Raw genomic sequence first — 13,988 nt, forward strand, 5'->3', positions numbered from 1 at the left:
CTCATCGTGAAATCGATTCAGGTGGAACGGAAAATTTTTAAATATGAGCAAGGGGAATTTAAACATATAGAGGACAGCATTGTAACAGAGTTTCCTGTTACGGTTAAAATTAACGGCCAGGAATTTGTTACAATGGTTAGTACTCCAGAGTATATTGAAGATATGGTAATTGGCTTTTTAGCCTCTGAAGGCATTATCCGAAAGTATGAAGATATTGATGAAATATGGATGCAAGAAAAAGAAGGCTATGTACATGTAAAAACGACGAAAATCAATCCTTATTATCGTGACATACAAAACAAACGTTATATTACTTCGTGCTGTGGAATGAGTAGGCAAGGGTTTGTTTTTGCGAACGATGCGCTGACTGCGAAAGAAATGAATGATATTCGCGTAAAGATCTCTGCCGAGGATTGTTTTCGGTTAATGAATGATATGCAGCAATCTGCGTCTACGTTTCAACATACAGGCGGCGTTCATAATGCAGCTTTATGTAATGTGAGTGGAATTGTTTTAAGCCGTATGGATATAGGAAGACATAACGCTTTAGACAAAATTTACGGCTATTGTTTAAAAAATAACATTTCGATTGGTGATAAAATTATTGTTTTTAGTGGACGTATCTCTTCTGAAATTCTATTAAAAGTTGCGAAAATTGGCTGTGAAGTAATATTGTCAAAATCAGCTCCAACTGAGTTAGCATTAGAACTAGCGGAGCAGTTAGGGATTACTACAATAGGCTTCATTCGTAATAAATCTTTAAATGTATATACGCATCCAGAGCGGATTATAAATATAAAATAAGTAGAAACGAGGCAATAATCATGAAATCTGTTACATTAGACAAATTAGATCGTCCTTTAAAGGATTTACGTATTTCTGTTACTGATCGCTGTAATTTTCGCTGTCGATATTGTATGCCAGAAGAAATATTTGGTCGTGATTATTCTTTTTTGTCTAATGATAAAATTTTATCTTTTGATGAAATTGAAAGGATTACACGTATTTTCGTTTCTTTAGGTGTAAGAAAGTTACGTATTACCGGAGGAGAGCCTTTACTTCGAAAAGACTTACCTGAACTCATACAGCGGTTAAACGAAATTGATGGAGTAGAGGATATTGGTTTAACGACAAATGGATCATTACTTAAAAAGTTTGCTCCAGATTTATATAAGGCGGGTTTATCTCGTGTAACAGTTAGTTTAGACTCGTTAAATGAAGAACGATTCTCTTATTTAAATGGGAATAGAAGTAAAGTAAAAACGGTTCTTGCGGGAATACAGGCTGCAGCGGAAGCCGGAATGAAAATTAAAATGAACATGGTTGTCCAAAAAGGGAAAAATGAAGAAGACATCGTTCAGATGGCAGAGTACTTTAAAGAGAATAAGCATATCCTTCGGTTCATTGAATATATGGATGTCGGAAATTTTAACGGCTGGGAATTAGGTGAAGTAGTTTCTAAGCAGGAAATAGTAGAGATGATTCATAAAGTGATACCGCTTGAACATATTGAAGCGAACTATCCTGGTGAAGTTGCAACACGTTATCGTTATGTTGGTAGCGAAGAAGAAATAGGAATTATTTCTTCTGTAACGGATTCGTTCTGCTCATCATGTACAAGAGCGCGTATTTCTGCAGAAGGAAAATTGTATACATGTTTGTTTGCTTCTAAAGGAAACGATCTTAAAGAATTACTTCGCTTTGGATATACGGATGAGGAGATTACTAATGTTATTCGTGACATTTGGAATAATCGTTCAGACCGTTATTCAGACGAACGGTTAAGCAATACGAATAAAAAAGCAATGCCGAAAATTGAAATGTCGCATATCGGTGGCTGAGAAGCTACTAAGAATGTAGATTCTCTTTGTTAACGTAAATAGTGGGAAATGTGCAAGTTTTGTACACTTTCTATGAGTATAGTAAAAATGATGATTGATATTTCTGTAAGAGATATGCAGAGAGATTAAGCAGCATTCAAAAATCCTTACGATGATAAGGGTTTTTGGTGCTGCTTTTTTTAGATGAGAAAAATGGAGGAATTGGTTATGGCATTTCATAAACCGGAACAAATTGCTGCGCTTGTGATTGAATCCGGTGTTCAAAAGGTGAGGCAACCGCTATCAGCGATGCTTATTCTTGGTTTTTTAGGAGGAGCATTCATTTCATTAGGATTTTTACTTAATATTCGTGTTCTAGGTAATGTACCGGAGCAGTGGGGAAGTTTAGTCAATTTTATAGGAGGAGCGGTTTTTCCTATTGGACTTATGCTCGTTGTTTTAGCAGGAGGAGAATTAATTACGGGAAATATGATGTCGATGGCCATGGCACTGTATGCACGGAAAATTTCATTGAAACATGTGTTAAACAATTGGGCGTGGATCACTTTAACGAACTTCGCAGGTGCACTTTTCGTAGCGTATTGTTTCGGTCACCTTGGCGGGTTAACTGAAGGTGCCTATTTAAATAAAACGATAGCGATAGCTCAAGATAAATTACATGAATCTTTCGGAAGAACTTTAATTTTGGCAATTGGTTGTAACTGGCTCGTTTGCCTTGCAATTTGGTTAGCGTATGGAACGAACGATTTAATCGGAAAGATTGTTGGGATTTGGATTCCGATTATGGCATTTGTCGTAATTGGGTTTCAGCAAGTAGTAGCAAATATGTTTGTCATTTCAGCAGTTATTTTTGCGGGTCACCTTACGTGGATGGATCTTGCGAAAAACTTTGTGCCAGTCTTTATCGGAAATGTAATTGGCGGAGCTGGATTTGTTGGATTCGCTTATTTTTCTTGTTATCAGAAACAAAGTGCTACCGAAGAAGATGTATTGAAAAAATAACAGTATATGAAGCTGATTTTTACATGAAAGGAAGGTTACCTCATGATAGAGCGGTATTCACGACAACAGTTGTTCACTCCTATTGGAAAAGAAGGGCAAGAGAAGATTAGAAATAAGCATGTATTAATAATAGGGGCAGGTGCGTTAGGAAGTGCAAGTGCAGAAAGCTTTGTACGTGCAGGTATCGGGAAATTAACGATTATTGATCGCGATTACGTAGAATGGAGTAATTTACAGCGGCAACAACTTTACGCTGAACAAGATGCGATAGAAAAGTTGCCAAAAGCAATTGCAGCGCAGAATCGTCTCAAACAAATTAATTCAGACGTGCAAATTCAAGCTCTTGTAATGGATGCAAGAGTAGATAATATGGAAGCTTTACTAGGTGGTGTCGATGTCATTATTGATGCAACAGATAATTTCGATATTCGGTTCGTGATTAATGATACATCACAAAAATACAATATCCCTTGGATTTACGGTTCTTGTGTCGGAAGTTATGGCATGAGCTATACAATTATTCCGAAGAAAACACCGTGCTTACATTGCGTGTTGAAAAGTGTTCCTGTTACAGGGGCGACATGTGACACAGTTGGAATTATTAGTCCAGCTGTTCAAATCGTCGCAGCGTATCAAGTAGCAGAAGCATTCAAAGTTTTAGTAGAAGATTACACAGCAATTAGAAAAACTTTTTTAATGTTTGATATATGGAGTAATCAATATCATTCTATCAAACTAGGAAAAATCAAAACAGAAGACTGTCCTTCGTGCGGAACAAATAGAACTTATCCTTATTTATCATACGAAAATCAAACGAAGACAGCTGTTTTATGCGGAAGAAATACAGTTCAAATTAGACCGGCGCATAATAGACATTACAACTTTGATGAGTTAGAAAAAGTATTAAAGAACCACGGGAAAGTTGATCGGAATCCGTATTTGCTCTCTTGCCAATTAGAAGAGTATCGCATCGTCATTTTTCATGATGGTCGTGTATTTATTCATGGCACGAATGAAATTCAAAAAGCGAAACAACTATACTATCGGTTATTAGGATAATAGAGAGGGATTGGTAATGATGGAAAGAAGAGTGCCAATTACAGTTGAAGAGGCTGTTCATAAAGTGATGGCATTTGCTAATTGTGGTGTAAAAGAACTAGTACCACTGGAATTAGCATACGGACGTACGTTAGCAGACGATATAGTAGCGGATCACGATGTGCCTTCTTTCGACCGCTCACCATATGATGGATTTGCTATTAGGGCAGAAGATACTTCGCGGGCAAGTCGTGAGAATCCAATTGTATTTGAAGTAATCGGTGAAATTGGAGCAGGCTCTGTATTCCATAAAGAAGTAGAAGCGTTTCAAGCAGTTCGAATTATGACAGGGGCACAAATTCCGAAAGGATGTAACGCGGTCGTCATGCTAGAACTGACTCGTCATCGTCAATATGAGAATATCGGAAAAAGCTATATGGAAGTGAGGCGCTCATTTAAAGAAGGGGACAATATATCCTTTCAAGGTGAAGATGCACGTAAAGGAACTGTTCTCGCAAAAAGAGGTTGTTACATTACTCCAGGCATTTCTGCTCTTCTTGCCACATTCGGTTATAGCGAAGTACCAGTAGCGAAAAAGCCAATCATAGGACTATTAGCGACTGGGAGTGAACTTCTCGATGTAAATGAAGAACTACAACCTGGGAAAATCCGAAATAGTAATACGTATATGATATCGTCTCAAATTCGAAGAGCTGGTGGAAGAGTAAAATACTTTGGGAAGTTTAGCGACGATTTGCATACGTGCTACGAAGCAGTGAAAAGAGCGTTAAGCGAAGTGGATATGTTAATTACAACTGGTGGTGTTTCGGTAGGCGACTATGACTATTTGCCAGCTATATACGAAAGATTAGGCGCATCAGTTCTTTTTAATAAAGTAGCCATGCGGCCGGGTAGCGTCACGACTGTAGCACAATTAAATGGAAAATTATTATTCGGATTATCAGGTAATCCGTCTGCTTGTTACGTAGGCTTTGAGTTATTTGTAAAACCTAGCATACGGACGTATATGTTTAGCGAAACACCACATGTAAAACGAGAAAAGGCAATACTCGGAGAAGATTTTCTAAAACCGAATCCATTTACAAGATTTGTACGAGCTAAGCTTCAGTATAACGAAGGACAACTAATCGCTTATCCATCAGGATTTGATAAATCTAGTTCTGTTTCTTCATTAGCGGAATCAAATGTTTTTATCGTACTACTAGGCGGAACGAGAGGATATAAGAAAGGGATGTTTGTAGACATTCTCTTATTAGAAGATAACGAAGGCAGTGAATGGCCTTGGACATTACGTAAAGCGGGGAGAGGTTTTGATGGGACAAGCACGATTTGAAATTGTAGATACTCCCATTGTAGTGGAAGAAGTAACGGATAAAGTAGCAAGACGAGAAGCAGGGGCCATTACAACTTTTATTGGAACGGTAAGAGAAGTAACGAAAGGAAAACGAACGTTACATCTTGAGTATGAAGCTTATAAACCGATGGCAGTAAAAAAGCTTACTGAAATTGGAGAAGAAATTAAGAAACAGTGGCCGGATGCAAAAATAGCAATCACGCACCGGGTAGGACGACTAGAAATAATGAATATTGCCGTTGTCATTGCAGTATCGTCACCACATCGTAAAGTAGCGTACGAAGCGAATGAATACGCAATTGAACGTATAAAGAGAATCGTCCCAATTTGGAAAAAAGAATTTTGGGAAGATGGAACGGAGTGGATTGGAGATCAACTCGAAAATACTCCCTATCCAGAAGGAAAACCAAAGAAAGAAGAATGAGAGAATGATTACAATTTTACTGTTCGCAAATTTACGAGAAGAAGTTGGTTCAGAGAGATTAGAGATAATAGAAAAACGAGAGATGAATGTTCAGCAATTGAAAAAATGGCTGGAAGATAACTATCACTTACAAACGCTGGATACAGTTATGGTAGCAATTAATGAAGAATTTGTAACAGAAGAAGAAATCGTAAAAGTCGGAGATATCGTAGCGTTTATCCCGCCTGTAAGTGGAGGTTAATTCTTTCCATTCGAACATTTCATCTTTCATACGTTAAGGAGGATCATTATGAGTGAGTTTTCGCATTGGAACGAAGAGGGAAGAGCTAAAATGGTTGATATTTCTCAAAAGGATATTTCAACACGTACAGCTGTTGCGCAAAGTACAATTTCTTTATCAAATGAACTATTTGAAGCAATTCAAAGTGGTGGATTGAAAAAAGGAGACCCGCTCCAAGTAGCACAATTAGCTGGAATAATCGGTGCTAAAAAAACAGCGGATATTATTCCGATGTGTCACCCGATATTAATCCAAGGAACAGACTTTACGTTCCATTATGAAAAGTCAAGTGATGGGTATGAGTTAACGATACGAGCAACCGTAAAATGCAGTGGTAAAACAGGTGTAGAAATGGAAGCATTAACTGCTGTATCGATTGCCGCTCTTACTTTTTACGATATGTGTAAAGCTGTTGATAAAACGATGGTTATGAAAGAAATATATTTAGTTCAAAAAACGGGTGGGAAAAGCGGAGACTTTTTTCACAAGGTAAAATAATTACAATGGAAGGAATGTGTAGGATGATTACTCACGGACAAATTATGAACGCTTTAAGCCATGTAGAAGATCCAGAGTTACACAAAAGTATTGTGGAATTAAACATGGTTAGAAATATAAAAATAGATGGTACAGAAGTTGGGCTAGAAGTCGTTTTAACGATACAAGGTTGTCCGTTAAAGGCGAAAATTCAACAAGATATTGAAGAATCACTTCGAAATATTGGAGCATCGAAAGTTTCCTTAACATTCGGTTCAATGACGCCAGAAGAACGAGCAACATTAACAGCGTCTTTAAAGAAAGAGGCTAGAACAGAAACAGGTATGCCTAGTATGCTCCGACCTGATTCAAGGGTACGTTTTATTACTATAACAAGCGGAAAAGGGGGAGTCGGAAAATCAACTGTGACGATTAATCTTGCTACTGCGTTAGCGCGTATGGGCAAAAAGGTTGGGATTTTAGATGCAGATATATACGGGTTCAGTATCCCGGCAATGATGGAAACGAATGAAAAACCAACAATGATCGATCAAACAGCAATTCCAGTCGTAAGTCACGGTGTTAAAATTATGTCGATGGGATTCTTCACAGAAGGTAATAACCCAGTAATGTGGCGCGGGCCGATGTTAAACAAATGGATACAAAACTTCCTTGCGAACACGCACTGGGGAGAATTAGACTACCTTCTTCTAGATTTACCACCTGGAACAGGAGATGTTGCGATTGATGTTGCTGCGATGATTCCACAAGCGAAGGAAATTATCGTTACGACACCCCATAACGTAGCTTCATTTGTAGCTTCTAGAGTAGGAGTAATGGCAAAACATACGAAACACGATATTTTAGGTATCGTTGAAAATATGGCATATTACGAAGAACAAGATGGTTCAAGAAACTATCTCTTCGGAAAAGGTGGCGGCGAAATGTTAGCAGAACAACTGCAAACAGAAGTAATCGCCCAAATACCTTTTGCAAAACGTGAAGAAAATAAAGACTCATGTGTATATGACGAAGACTCGCTTGTTGGGGAAATGTTTACTTCTTTAGCGGAGGATATTATTTATAAAGGATAGGCTGATATAAAAGTGGGACACATAGCATATATGTATCTCCCTTTTATTTTTTTATGAAGTTATTGCAGTTTTAAAGGTTTTATTTAAAACTGCAATAACTTCGAAACCATTGCGGAATTTGATTGGCCTGTGAAACGATACTAAGTGCAACATTCATACGTCTCTCATTCTCATACAGCGACTGCCTAGCATCCATACTTAAAACATTCCTACTAATACGCATATTAGACACTTCTTATAGATCTATATATCCCGTGTTCTAGAGCTAATAAACAGCTATGAAGAGAAAACAGGGCTTATGCTCACTTTATCTTTTGGTTTTCATACACAGGACGAGGCTAAAGTAAGCCCTGACCGCTTCTAGATATGGCTAGAGCTTCTCTCCAGGCTAAAAAAAGGCTTTTAATCTATTTATATAGAAAAAACAAACCTCTCCGCAAGCAGAGAGGTTTGTTCATGAAACTAACTCAAATGGCTTATTGTAATAATTTAGAAACCATTTGTGGAGTTTGGTTTGCTTGAGAAAGCATGCTGATACCAGCTTCGTTCAAGATTTTGAACTTAGTCATCTCAGACATTTCTTTCGCCATATCGGCGTCTTCTACTTGAGAAGCAGCTGATGCCATGCTAGATGCTTGGCTCTTAAGGTTGTTTACGTTAAAGTCTAGACGGTTTAATGTAGCACCTAAAGTTGCACGGTTGTCTGCAATTAATTTAAGAGCTGCATCAATTTTTCCGATAGCATTAGAAGGGTCAATTGTATCAGTTCCAGGTACTGCAACAGTTCCGAAAGCAGTACTAATAGCTTTTGCTAGGTTAGATTTTTTAGCTGGATCGGCTTCATTAGCATAATCATCAAACGCCTTTTTCATTGCCGCTTTATCAGTATCACTATAAGCGTCTTTGATTTGTTCAAAAGATTCCTTAGCTGCTTGAACATCTAAATCAAGGATTGGTGCGTCAGCATTCGGTGTCGCAAGACGTTTAATTGTAGTTGTAGCAGTATCCAATTTAGCTTGAGAAAGTTTATCAGTACCAATTTTTAAAGTATCAATTCCTAATGCGTTTAATGTAGCACCTTGTAATTTAATCCCAATTTTAGTTCCTGAATTATCAGAGTCTAAAGTTTGGATTTTGATTTCTTTTGCTGCACCAGGAGCTGCATCTAACAGGTTAGTATCATTGAATTGTGTATTTTTAGCAATATAATCAATTTGTTCTTTTAATGCTTCAAATTCTTTTTGCATTGCTGCTTGGTTTTTGTCAGTATTTGTTTCACTTGCAGATTGGTTTCCTAGGTCACGCATACGAAGTAAAATATTAGATACAGAGTTTAAAGCTGAATCAGCTGTACGGATTAATGACATACCATCTTGTGTGTTGTTAGCAGCTACGTTTAGACCGCTTTCACGAGCACGCATACGAGTTGCGATTGCAAGACCTGCTGCATCGTCAGAAGCGTTGTTGATACGTTTACCGCTTGATAAACGGTCCATAGCGTTGCTCATTTTTGCTTGGTTTTGGCGCATGTACTCTTGAGTACGCATGCTGTTAATATTTGTATTGATTCTCATGTTAAGAACCCCCATTTTTTTATATTGACTTTTCTGCAAATCGAAAAACGGTAATATGCGAAAAAATCGATTTCGAGATTTATTGTAAGCCTTGCTATAACGGGTGTCAACTAAAAATTCGAATTAATAAATATAAAAAAATAACAGTTTAACAATATATTCATTTTTTTATTAAAATATTATTAAAAGGATTATTGCAAACTTTTTAAAAAAACTCTAATATTAGATTATCTTTGTTTACCGAAAAGGTGATATTATGGTAGTTGGAAATATAGTAAAAGAAGTTCTTGCATATAAAAAAGGACAGATGCAGCAAAAGTTAAGTAGTCCACAGGCGTTCGTTAGTAGTCGTTTCCAAGATCAATTGCAGAGTGAACCTGCGAAGGAGACGAAGGTTACTCCGCAAACGGCAAAAGTAGAAGATATGAGTCAGCCGGTACAATCTACGAAAATAGAAACGGTTGTTAATAAACCGGAAGAATCTATTAATAAAGTAGAGGAAGCGAGTAAGCCTGAGGAAAAAGCTGAAACGAAGCAAGTAGATGAAGTGCAAGTTGCACAAAAAGAGTTTGAACGACGTTTCCCCGAAACGAAAAATGAGCCTGCTGATACGTGGGGATTAACGAATAAATATAATATTCAGAAAATACGTTTTTCAAATGAAGGTAAGTATGAGGATATTATTGATCGCGTAAGCAATACATATGGAATTCCGAAAACGTTAATTCAAAAAATGATTGAAGTAGAGTCTAATTTTAATCCGAAAACGGTGTCACATGCAGGGGCGATGGGGCTGATGCAGCTTATGCCAGCGAATGTGAAAGAGATGGGTATAAAAAATCCATTCTCACCAGCTGAAAGTATTGAAGGCGGCGTGAAAGAGTTAAGTGGTTATTTAAAGAAAAATAACGGTGATCTCGTATTGGCGCTTGCTTCTTATAATGCTGGTCCTGGTAATGTGAGAAAGTACGGAGGCGTACCACCATTTAAAGAAACGCAAGGATATATTAAAAAAATATTAAATATCGACGTTTCGAAATAGAAAATTTCATTATATAAATAGAGAACATGAAATTTTTTTGAACATGATATGGGAGTTGGCTAGATTTGAAATTACAAGATGATATTCCGTTAACAATTTATTTTGAAATCGGAAATACGAAAAAGAAAATTGAAGATCTGCTTCATATTACGAAAGGTACATTGTATCGTCTTGAAAATTCAACGAAAAATACGGTGCGTCTTATGCTTGAGAATGAAGAGATTGGAACCGGAAAGATTTTGACGAAGAATGGGAAAATGTACGTTGAAATCGTTGAATTGAAAAGGTAGGGAAGGGGATTGTCATGAGTGGCGATAAATTAAGCCAAGAGCAAATTGATGCCCTGCTGAAGGCGGTGAATGAAGGCGAGGAAATGCCAGCTTTCGCACAAGAAGCAGGGAAGCAAGATAAATTTCAAGAGTATGATTTTAATAGACCAGAGAAGTTTGGTGTTGAACATTTACGTAGTTTGCAGGCGATTGCGTCTACATTTGGAAAGCAGACGTCACAGACGTTGTCAGCTCGTATGCGTATTCCAATTGAACTAGAGCCTTCAACGGTTGAGCAAGTTCCATTTACGAGTGAGTATGTAGAGAAAATGCCGAAAGATTATTATTTATATTGCGTTATTGATATCGGTTTACCAGAACTTGGAGAAATTGTTATTGAGATTGATTTAGCGTTCGTTATATATATTCATGAATGCTGGCTTGGTGGAGATAGTAAGCGTAATTTTACGATGCGTAGACCGTTAACGGCGTTTGAATTTTTAACGCTTGATAATATATTCTTGCTTCTTTGTAAAAATTTAGAGCAATCATTTGAAAGCGTTGTTGCGATTGAACCGAAGTTTGTAACGACGGAGACAGATCCGAATGCGCTGAAGATTACGACGGCAAGCGATATTATTTCATTACTGAATGTAAATATGAAAACAGAGTTTTGGAATACGACAGTTCGTATCGGTATTCCGTTCTTATCTGTTGAAGAAATTATGGATAAGTTAACGTCTGAAAATATTGTCGAACATTCTTCGGATAAGCGTAAAAAGTATACGTCTGAAGTAGAAGTGAAAGTAAATCAAGTGTATAAACCTGTCCATGTTGCAATTGGTGAGCAGAAGATGACAATGGGCGAGATCGAGCAAATTGAAGAAGGCGATATTATTCCGCTTCATACAAAGGTTTCAGACCAACTACGTGGTTATGTAGATGGAAAGCATAAATTTAATTGTTTTATCGGGAAAGATGGAACGCGTAAGGCGCTCCTATTTAAAAGTTTTATAGAGTAGGAGGATCCATATGAAGCATGAAGTATCTCCTGTGTCATTAATGGGATTAGAAGAATTTGCAGGGAAGCGAAATGAAGCGGGGAAGGCACATATTGATACCGTTTCAGACATTTCGATTGAACTTGGAGTAAAGCTTGGGAAGTCATCTATTACGCTTGGTGATGTGAAGCAATTAAAAGTTGGCGATGTTCTTGAAGTAGAGAAAAATTTAGGACATAAAGTAGATGTATATTTAAGTGATATGAAAGTCGGTATTGGTGAGGCAATAGTAATGGACGAGAAGTTTGGCATTATTATTTCTGAAATTGAAGCTGACAAGAAACACGCGGCGCTTATGAAGGCGCAAAATCAAATGCAGGATAAAGAGTAGAGGAGGAGTCATATGTCGTATATGACGACCTTATTTCAAGTCGTTTTACTGTTTGGTGCGCTCGGTTATGGTGCATATTATATGACGAAAAAGACGCGCAAACAGCAGTTTTTTAAGCAAGGTGAAAACGGCCATATTCAAGTGAAAGATGGTGTTTATTTAAATCATCAAACGAGCGCCTTTTTATTTGAAGTGGACGGGAAGCAAGTGTTTACTGTTATTAGTAATAATGGTGTGCAGTCTGTGCAATTAACAGGAACAGGAAATCAGTTTCAACAAGCGCTAGAAGACGCGGTGAAGAGTGAAACGAAAAAAGTAGAGGATCCATCATGAGAATAAAGAAACAGTTATCGTTATTTGCCGTTATTTTCGCATTTTCTATAATTTTTTCATTTGTTTTTGTAAATCCAGCGTATGCAGCCCCGAACGGTTTTATTAATTTCGAAAATGGAAAAGAGTTTACGAGTAATTCAAGTGTACAACTATTCGCGCTCGTTACCCTTCTATCATTATCTTCTTCTATCGTTCTATTATTTACGCATTTTACGTATTTTATGATTGTTCTTGGGATTACTCGTCAAGGGCTTGGGGTAATGAATTTACCACCGAACCAAGTGCTAGTTGGGCTCGCTTTATTTTTATCGCTATTTACGATGCAGCCAGTACTTGGTCAGTTAAAGAGTGACGTGTGGGACCCGATGACGAAAGAAAAAATAACAGTAAGTCAAGCTGCGGAGACGACAGCTCCGATTATGAAAGATTATATGTCGAAGCATACGTATAAGCACGATTTGAAAATGATGCTGAAAGTGCGCGGAGAAGAGTTGCCGAAAGATTTAAAGGATCTTTCATTGTTTACGCTTGTGCCATCCTTTACGTTAACGCAAATTCAAAAAGGTTTACTTACAGGGATGTTCATTTATTTAGCGTTTGTCTTTATTGATTTAATTATTAGTACACTTTTAATGTACCTTGGGATGATGATGGTACCGCCGATGATTTTAAGTTTACCATTTAAAATACTCGTTTTCGTATATTTAGGTGGATATACAAAAATCGTCGATATTATGTTTAAAACAGTCGCCTGAAGCGTTTGATGCTATGTGATAGGAGTCATATAAATGAATACGTCACCAATTATAGATATTTTCCAAACCTTTTTTTATAAAGGGGTTATGATTTTAATGCCGATTGCCGTTGTGAGTATGATTGTCGTTATTATTATCGCCGTTATTATGGCGATGATGCAAATTCAAGAGCAAACGCTGACGTTTTTACCGAAAATGGCGAGTATTGTGCTCGTTATTATCATTTTAGGTCCGTGGATGTTTCAAGAGTTAACGATGCTTATTTTAGATTTATTTGATAAAATCCCATCGCTATTGCGTTCGTACTAAGATAGGTGAACTGAAATGAATATGGAATTATGGGCGGCGACGTTTTTTGCGTTTTGTCGCATTACTTCATTTTTATATTTTCTACCGTTTTTCTCAGGTCGATCAATTCCGGCGATGGCAAAGGTTACATTTGGACTCGCTCTTTCGATTACAGTGGCAGATCAAGTGGATGTCTCTCACATAAAGACAGTTTGGGATGTAGCAGCTTATGCAGGAACGCAAATTGTAATTGGATTATCACTTTCAAAAATTGTAGAGATGCTGTGGAACATTCCGAAAATGGCAGGGCATATTTTAGACTTTGATATCGGTTTATCACAGGCGAGTTTATTTGATGTAAATGCAGGGTCACAGTCCACTTTGCTATCAACAATTTTTGATATATTTTTTCTTATTATTTTTATTTCACTTGGCGGCATTAACTATTTCGTTGCCACGATTTTAAAGTCGTTTCAATATACAGAGGCGATTTCAAAATTGTTGACGACTAGTTTTTTAGATAGTCTACTCGCAACGTTATTATTTGCAATTACATCAGCGGTTGAAATTGCTTTGCCACTTATGGGCAGTCTATTCATTATTAATTTCGTCCTTATTTTAATCGCAAAAAATGCACCGCAATTAAACGTTTTTATGAATGCGTACGTAATTAAAATAACGTGTGGTATTTTGTTTATTGCGATGAGTGTACCGATGCTCGGTTATGTGTTTAAAAATATGACAGACGTATTACTGGAAGAGTATACGAAACTATTTAACTTTTTCTTAACGAAGTAGGGGGAC

The 13,988-nt window shown here is 37.2% G+C and carries 19 protein-coding genes; 17 read left to right on the plus strand and 2 right to left on the minus strand.

Annotated features, from left to right (window positions below; all coding sequences use genetic code 11):
* Positions 1 to 6: 6 nt before the first annotated feature.
* The 9 genes from fdhD (at position 7) to MR066_RS07650 (ending at position 7,531) form a co-directional block, all read left to right on the plus strand.
* Positions 7 to 804, plus strand: a complete 798-nt coding sequence (gene fdhD, locus MR066_RS07610) for a formate dehydrogenase accessory sulfurtransferase FdhD (RefSeq protein WP_002086466.1) — start codon at positions 7 to 9, stop codon at positions 802 to 804.
* Between the two features lie 20 nt (positions 805 to 824).
* Positions 825 to 1,841 (plus strand): GTP 3',8-cyclase MoaA, encoded by a 1,017-nt coding sequence (gene moaA / locus MR066_RS07615; protein WP_242246494.1) that lies wholly within the window; start codon positions 825 to 827, stop codon positions 1,839 to 1,841.
* A 207-nt stretch (positions 1,842 to 2,048) separates the two neighbouring features.
* Positions 2,049 to 2,843, plus strand: a complete 795-nt coding sequence (locus MR066_RS07620) for a formate channel (RefSeq protein ID WP_002141133.1) — start codon at positions 2,049 to 2,051, stop codon at positions 2,841 to 2,843.
* 42 nt (positions 2,844 to 2,885) lie between these two features.
* A complete protein-coding gene (locus MR066_RS07625; RefSeq protein ID WP_242246497.1) occupies positions 2,886 to 3,902 on the plus strand; it encodes a molybdopterin-synthase adenylyltransferase MoeB in 1,017 nt (338 codons plus the stop codon).
* 19 nt (positions 3,903 to 3,921) lie between these two features.
* Positions 3,922 to 5,235 (plus strand): molybdopterin molybdotransferase MoeA, encoded by a 1,314-nt coding sequence (locus MR066_RS07630; protein ID WP_242246739.1) that lies wholly within the window; start codon positions 3,922 to 3,924, stop codon positions 5,233 to 5,235.
* Positions 5,216 to 5,680: a molybdenum cofactor biosynthesis protein MoaE gene (locus MR066_RS07635; RefSeq protein ID WP_242246500.1), complete on the plus strand. Its 465-nt coding sequence runs from the start codon at positions 5,216 to 5,218 to the stop codon at positions 5,678 to 5,680. The genes MR066_RS07630 and MR066_RS07635 overlap by 20 nt, the downstream gene beginning before the upstream one ends.
* 4 nt (positions 5,681 to 5,684) lie before the next feature.
* Complete coding sequence (gene moaD / locus MR066_RS07640; RefSeq protein ID WP_242246510.1) at positions 5,685 to 5,921, plus strand: molybdopterin converting factor subunit 1; 237 nt, start codon at positions 5,685 to 5,687, stop codon at positions 5,919 to 5,921.
* Positions 5,922 to 5,969: 48 nt separating this feature from the next.
* Positions 5,970 to 6,458, plus strand: coding sequence for a cyclic pyranopterin monophosphate synthase MoaC (gene moaC, locus MR066_RS07645; protein WP_242246512.1), 489 nt, complete (start codon positions 5,970 to 5,972; stop codon positions 6,456 to 6,458).
* A gap of 5 nt (positions 6,459 to 6,463) precedes the next feature.
* Entirely contained in the window at positions 6,464 to 7,531 is a 1,068-nt protein-coding gene (locus MR066_RS07650; protein ID WP_242246514.1) for a P-loop NTPase, read from the plus strand.
* A gap of 79 nt (positions 7,532 to 7,610) precedes the next feature.
* Here MR066_RS07650 and MR066_RS07655 read toward each other — a convergent pair whose 3' ends face one another.
* Both MR066_RS07655 and MR066_RS07660 read right to left on the minus strand, forming a co-directional pair.
* Positions 7,611 to 7,754 carry a hypothetical protein gene (locus tag MR066_RS07655; protein ID WP_472927091.1) on the minus strand — a complete coding sequence of 48 codons (144 nt, stop codon included), beginning with the start codon at positions 7,752 to 7,754 and terminating at the stop codon, positions 7,611 to 7,613.
* A gap of 253 nt (positions 7,755 to 8,007) precedes the next feature.
* The gene (locus tag MR066_RS07660) at positions 8,008 to 9,105 is read right to left on the minus strand and encodes a flagellin N-terminal helical domain-containing protein (protein ID WP_242246741.1); all 1,098 of its coding nucleotides are present in this window, start codon (positions 9,103 to 9,105) and stop codon (positions 8,008 to 8,010) included.
* 256 nt (positions 9,106 to 9,361) lie between these two features.
* Here MR066_RS07660 and MR066_RS07665 point away from each other — a divergent pair, with 256 nt between their 5' ends.
* From MR066_RS07665 to MR066_RS07700, 8 genes are all read left to right on the plus strand, one after another.
* The gene (locus tag MR066_RS07665; RefSeq protein WP_242246516.1) at positions 9,362 to 10,147 is read left to right on the plus strand and encodes a lytic transglycosylase domain-containing protein; all 786 of its coding nucleotides are present in this window, start codon (positions 9,362 to 9,364) and stop codon (positions 10,145 to 10,147) included.
* A 65-nt stretch (positions 10,148 to 10,212) separates the two neighbouring features.
* On the plus strand, positions 10,213 to 10,437 hold the full coding sequence (locus tag MR066_RS07670) for a flagellar motor switch protein FliN (RefSeq protein WP_000775712.1): 225 nt from the start codon (positions 10,213 to 10,215) through the stop codon (positions 10,435 to 10,437).
* 14 nt (positions 10,438 to 10,451) lie between these two features.
* Complete coding sequence (gene fliM / locus MR066_RS07675) at positions 10,452 to 11,438, plus strand: flagellar motor switch protein FliM (RefSeq protein ID WP_242246518.1); 987 nt, start codon at positions 10,452 to 10,454, stop codon at positions 11,436 to 11,438.
* Positions 11,439 to 11,448: 10 nt separating this feature from the next.
* Entirely contained in the window at positions 11,449 to 11,808 is a 360-nt protein-coding gene (gene fliN / locus MR066_RS07680) for a flagellar motor switch protein FliN (protein WP_002011996.1), read from the plus strand.
* Positions 11,809 to 11,820: 12 nt separating this feature from the next.
* Complete coding sequence (locus MR066_RS07685) at positions 11,821 to 12,141, plus strand: hypothetical protein (RefSeq protein ID WP_000121176.1); 321 nt, start codon at positions 11,821 to 11,823, stop codon at positions 12,139 to 12,141.
* On the plus strand, positions 12,138 to 12,896 hold the full coding sequence (locus MR066_RS07690; protein WP_002126633.1) for a flagellar type III secretion system pore protein FliP: 759 nt from the start codon (positions 12,138 to 12,140) through the stop codon (positions 12,894 to 12,896). The genes MR066_RS07685 and MR066_RS07690 overlap by 4 nt, the downstream gene beginning before the upstream one ends.
* A gap of 33 nt (positions 12,897 to 12,929) precedes the next feature.
* A complete protein-coding gene (locus tag MR066_RS07695; protein WP_002011993.1) occupies positions 12,930 to 13,205 on the plus strand; it encodes a flagellar biosynthetic protein FliQ in 276 nt (91 codons plus the stop codon).
* A gap of 15 nt (positions 13,206 to 13,220) precedes the next feature.
* Positions 13,221 to 13,982: a flagellar biosynthetic protein FliR gene (locus MR066_RS07700; RefSeq protein WP_001055697.1), complete on the plus strand. Its 762-nt coding sequence runs from the start codon at positions 13,221 to 13,223 to the stop codon at positions 13,980 to 13,982.
* The last annotated feature ends 6 nt before the right edge of the window (positions 13,983 to 13,988 follow it).

The sequence above is a fragment of the Bacillus cereus group sp. BfR-BA-01523 genome (assembly GCF_022662615.1).
GTDB lineage: Bacteria > Bacillota > Bacilli > Bacillales > Bacillaceae_G > Bacillus_A > Bacillus_A mycoides.

Coding starts and splice junctions, on each gene's coding strand:
- MR066_RS07620 (WP_002141133.1), top strand. CDS start 2,049: ATGGCATTTCATAAACCGGAACAAATTGCTGCGCTTGTGATTGAATCC.
- moaD (WP_242246510.1), top strand. CDS start 5,685: ATGATTACAATTTTACTGTTCGCAAATTTACGAGAAGAAGTTGGTTCA.
- MR066_RS07655 (WP_472927091.1), bottom strand. CDS start 7,754: ATGCGTATTAGTAGGAATGTTTTAAGTATGGATGCTAGGCAGTCGCTG.
- MR066_RS07685 (WP_000121176.1), top strand. CDS start 11,821: ATGTCGTATATGACGACCTTATTTCAAGTCGTTTTACTGTTTGGTGCG.
- MR066_RS07630 (WP_242246739.1), top strand. CDS start 3,922: ATGGAAAGAAGAGTGCCAATTACAGTTGAAGAGGCTGTTCATAAAGTG.
- MR066_RS07695 (WP_002011993.1), top strand. CDS start 12,930: ATGAATACGTCACCAATTATAGATATTTTCCAAACCTTTTTTTATAAA.
- MR066_RS07635 (WP_242246500.1), top strand. CDS start 5,216: ATGGGACAAGCACGATTTGAAATTGTAGATACTCCCATTGTAGTGGAA.
- MR066_RS07700 (WP_001055697.1), top strand. CDS start 13,221: ATGAATATGGAATTATGGGCGGCGACGTTTTTTGCGTTTTGTCGCATT.
- fliN (WP_002011996.1), top strand. CDS start 11,449: ATGAAGCATGAAGTATCTCCTGTGTCATTAATGGGATTAGAAGAATTT.
- MR066_RS07665 (WP_242246516.1), top strand. CDS start 9,362: ATGGTAGTTGGAAATATAGTAAAAGAAGTTCTTGCATATAAAAAAGGA.
- fliM (WP_242246518.1), top strand. CDS start 10,452: ATGAGTGGCGATAAATTAAGCCAAGAGCAAATTGATGCCCTGCTGAAG.
- MR066_RS07660 (WP_242246741.1), bottom strand. CDS start 9,105: ATGAGAATCAATACAAATATTAACAGCATGCGTACTCAAGAGTACATG.
- MR066_RS07650 (WP_242246514.1), top strand. CDS start 6,464: ATGGAAGGAATGTGTAGGATGATTACTCACGGACAAATTATGAACGCT.
- MR066_RS07690 (WP_002126633.1), top strand. CDS start 12,138: ATGAGAATAAAGAAACAGTTATCGTTATTTGCCGTTATTTTCGCATTT.
- moaA (WP_242246494.1), top strand. CDS start 825: ATGAAATCTGTTACATTAGACAAATTAGATCGTCCTTTAAAGGATTTA.
- MR066_RS07625 (WP_242246497.1), top strand. CDS start 2,886: ATGATAGAGCGGTATTCACGACAACAGTTGTTCACTCCTATTGGAAAA.
- moaC (WP_242246512.1), top strand. CDS start 5,970: ATGAGTGAGTTTTCGCATTGGAACGAAGAGGGAAGAGCTAAAATGGTT.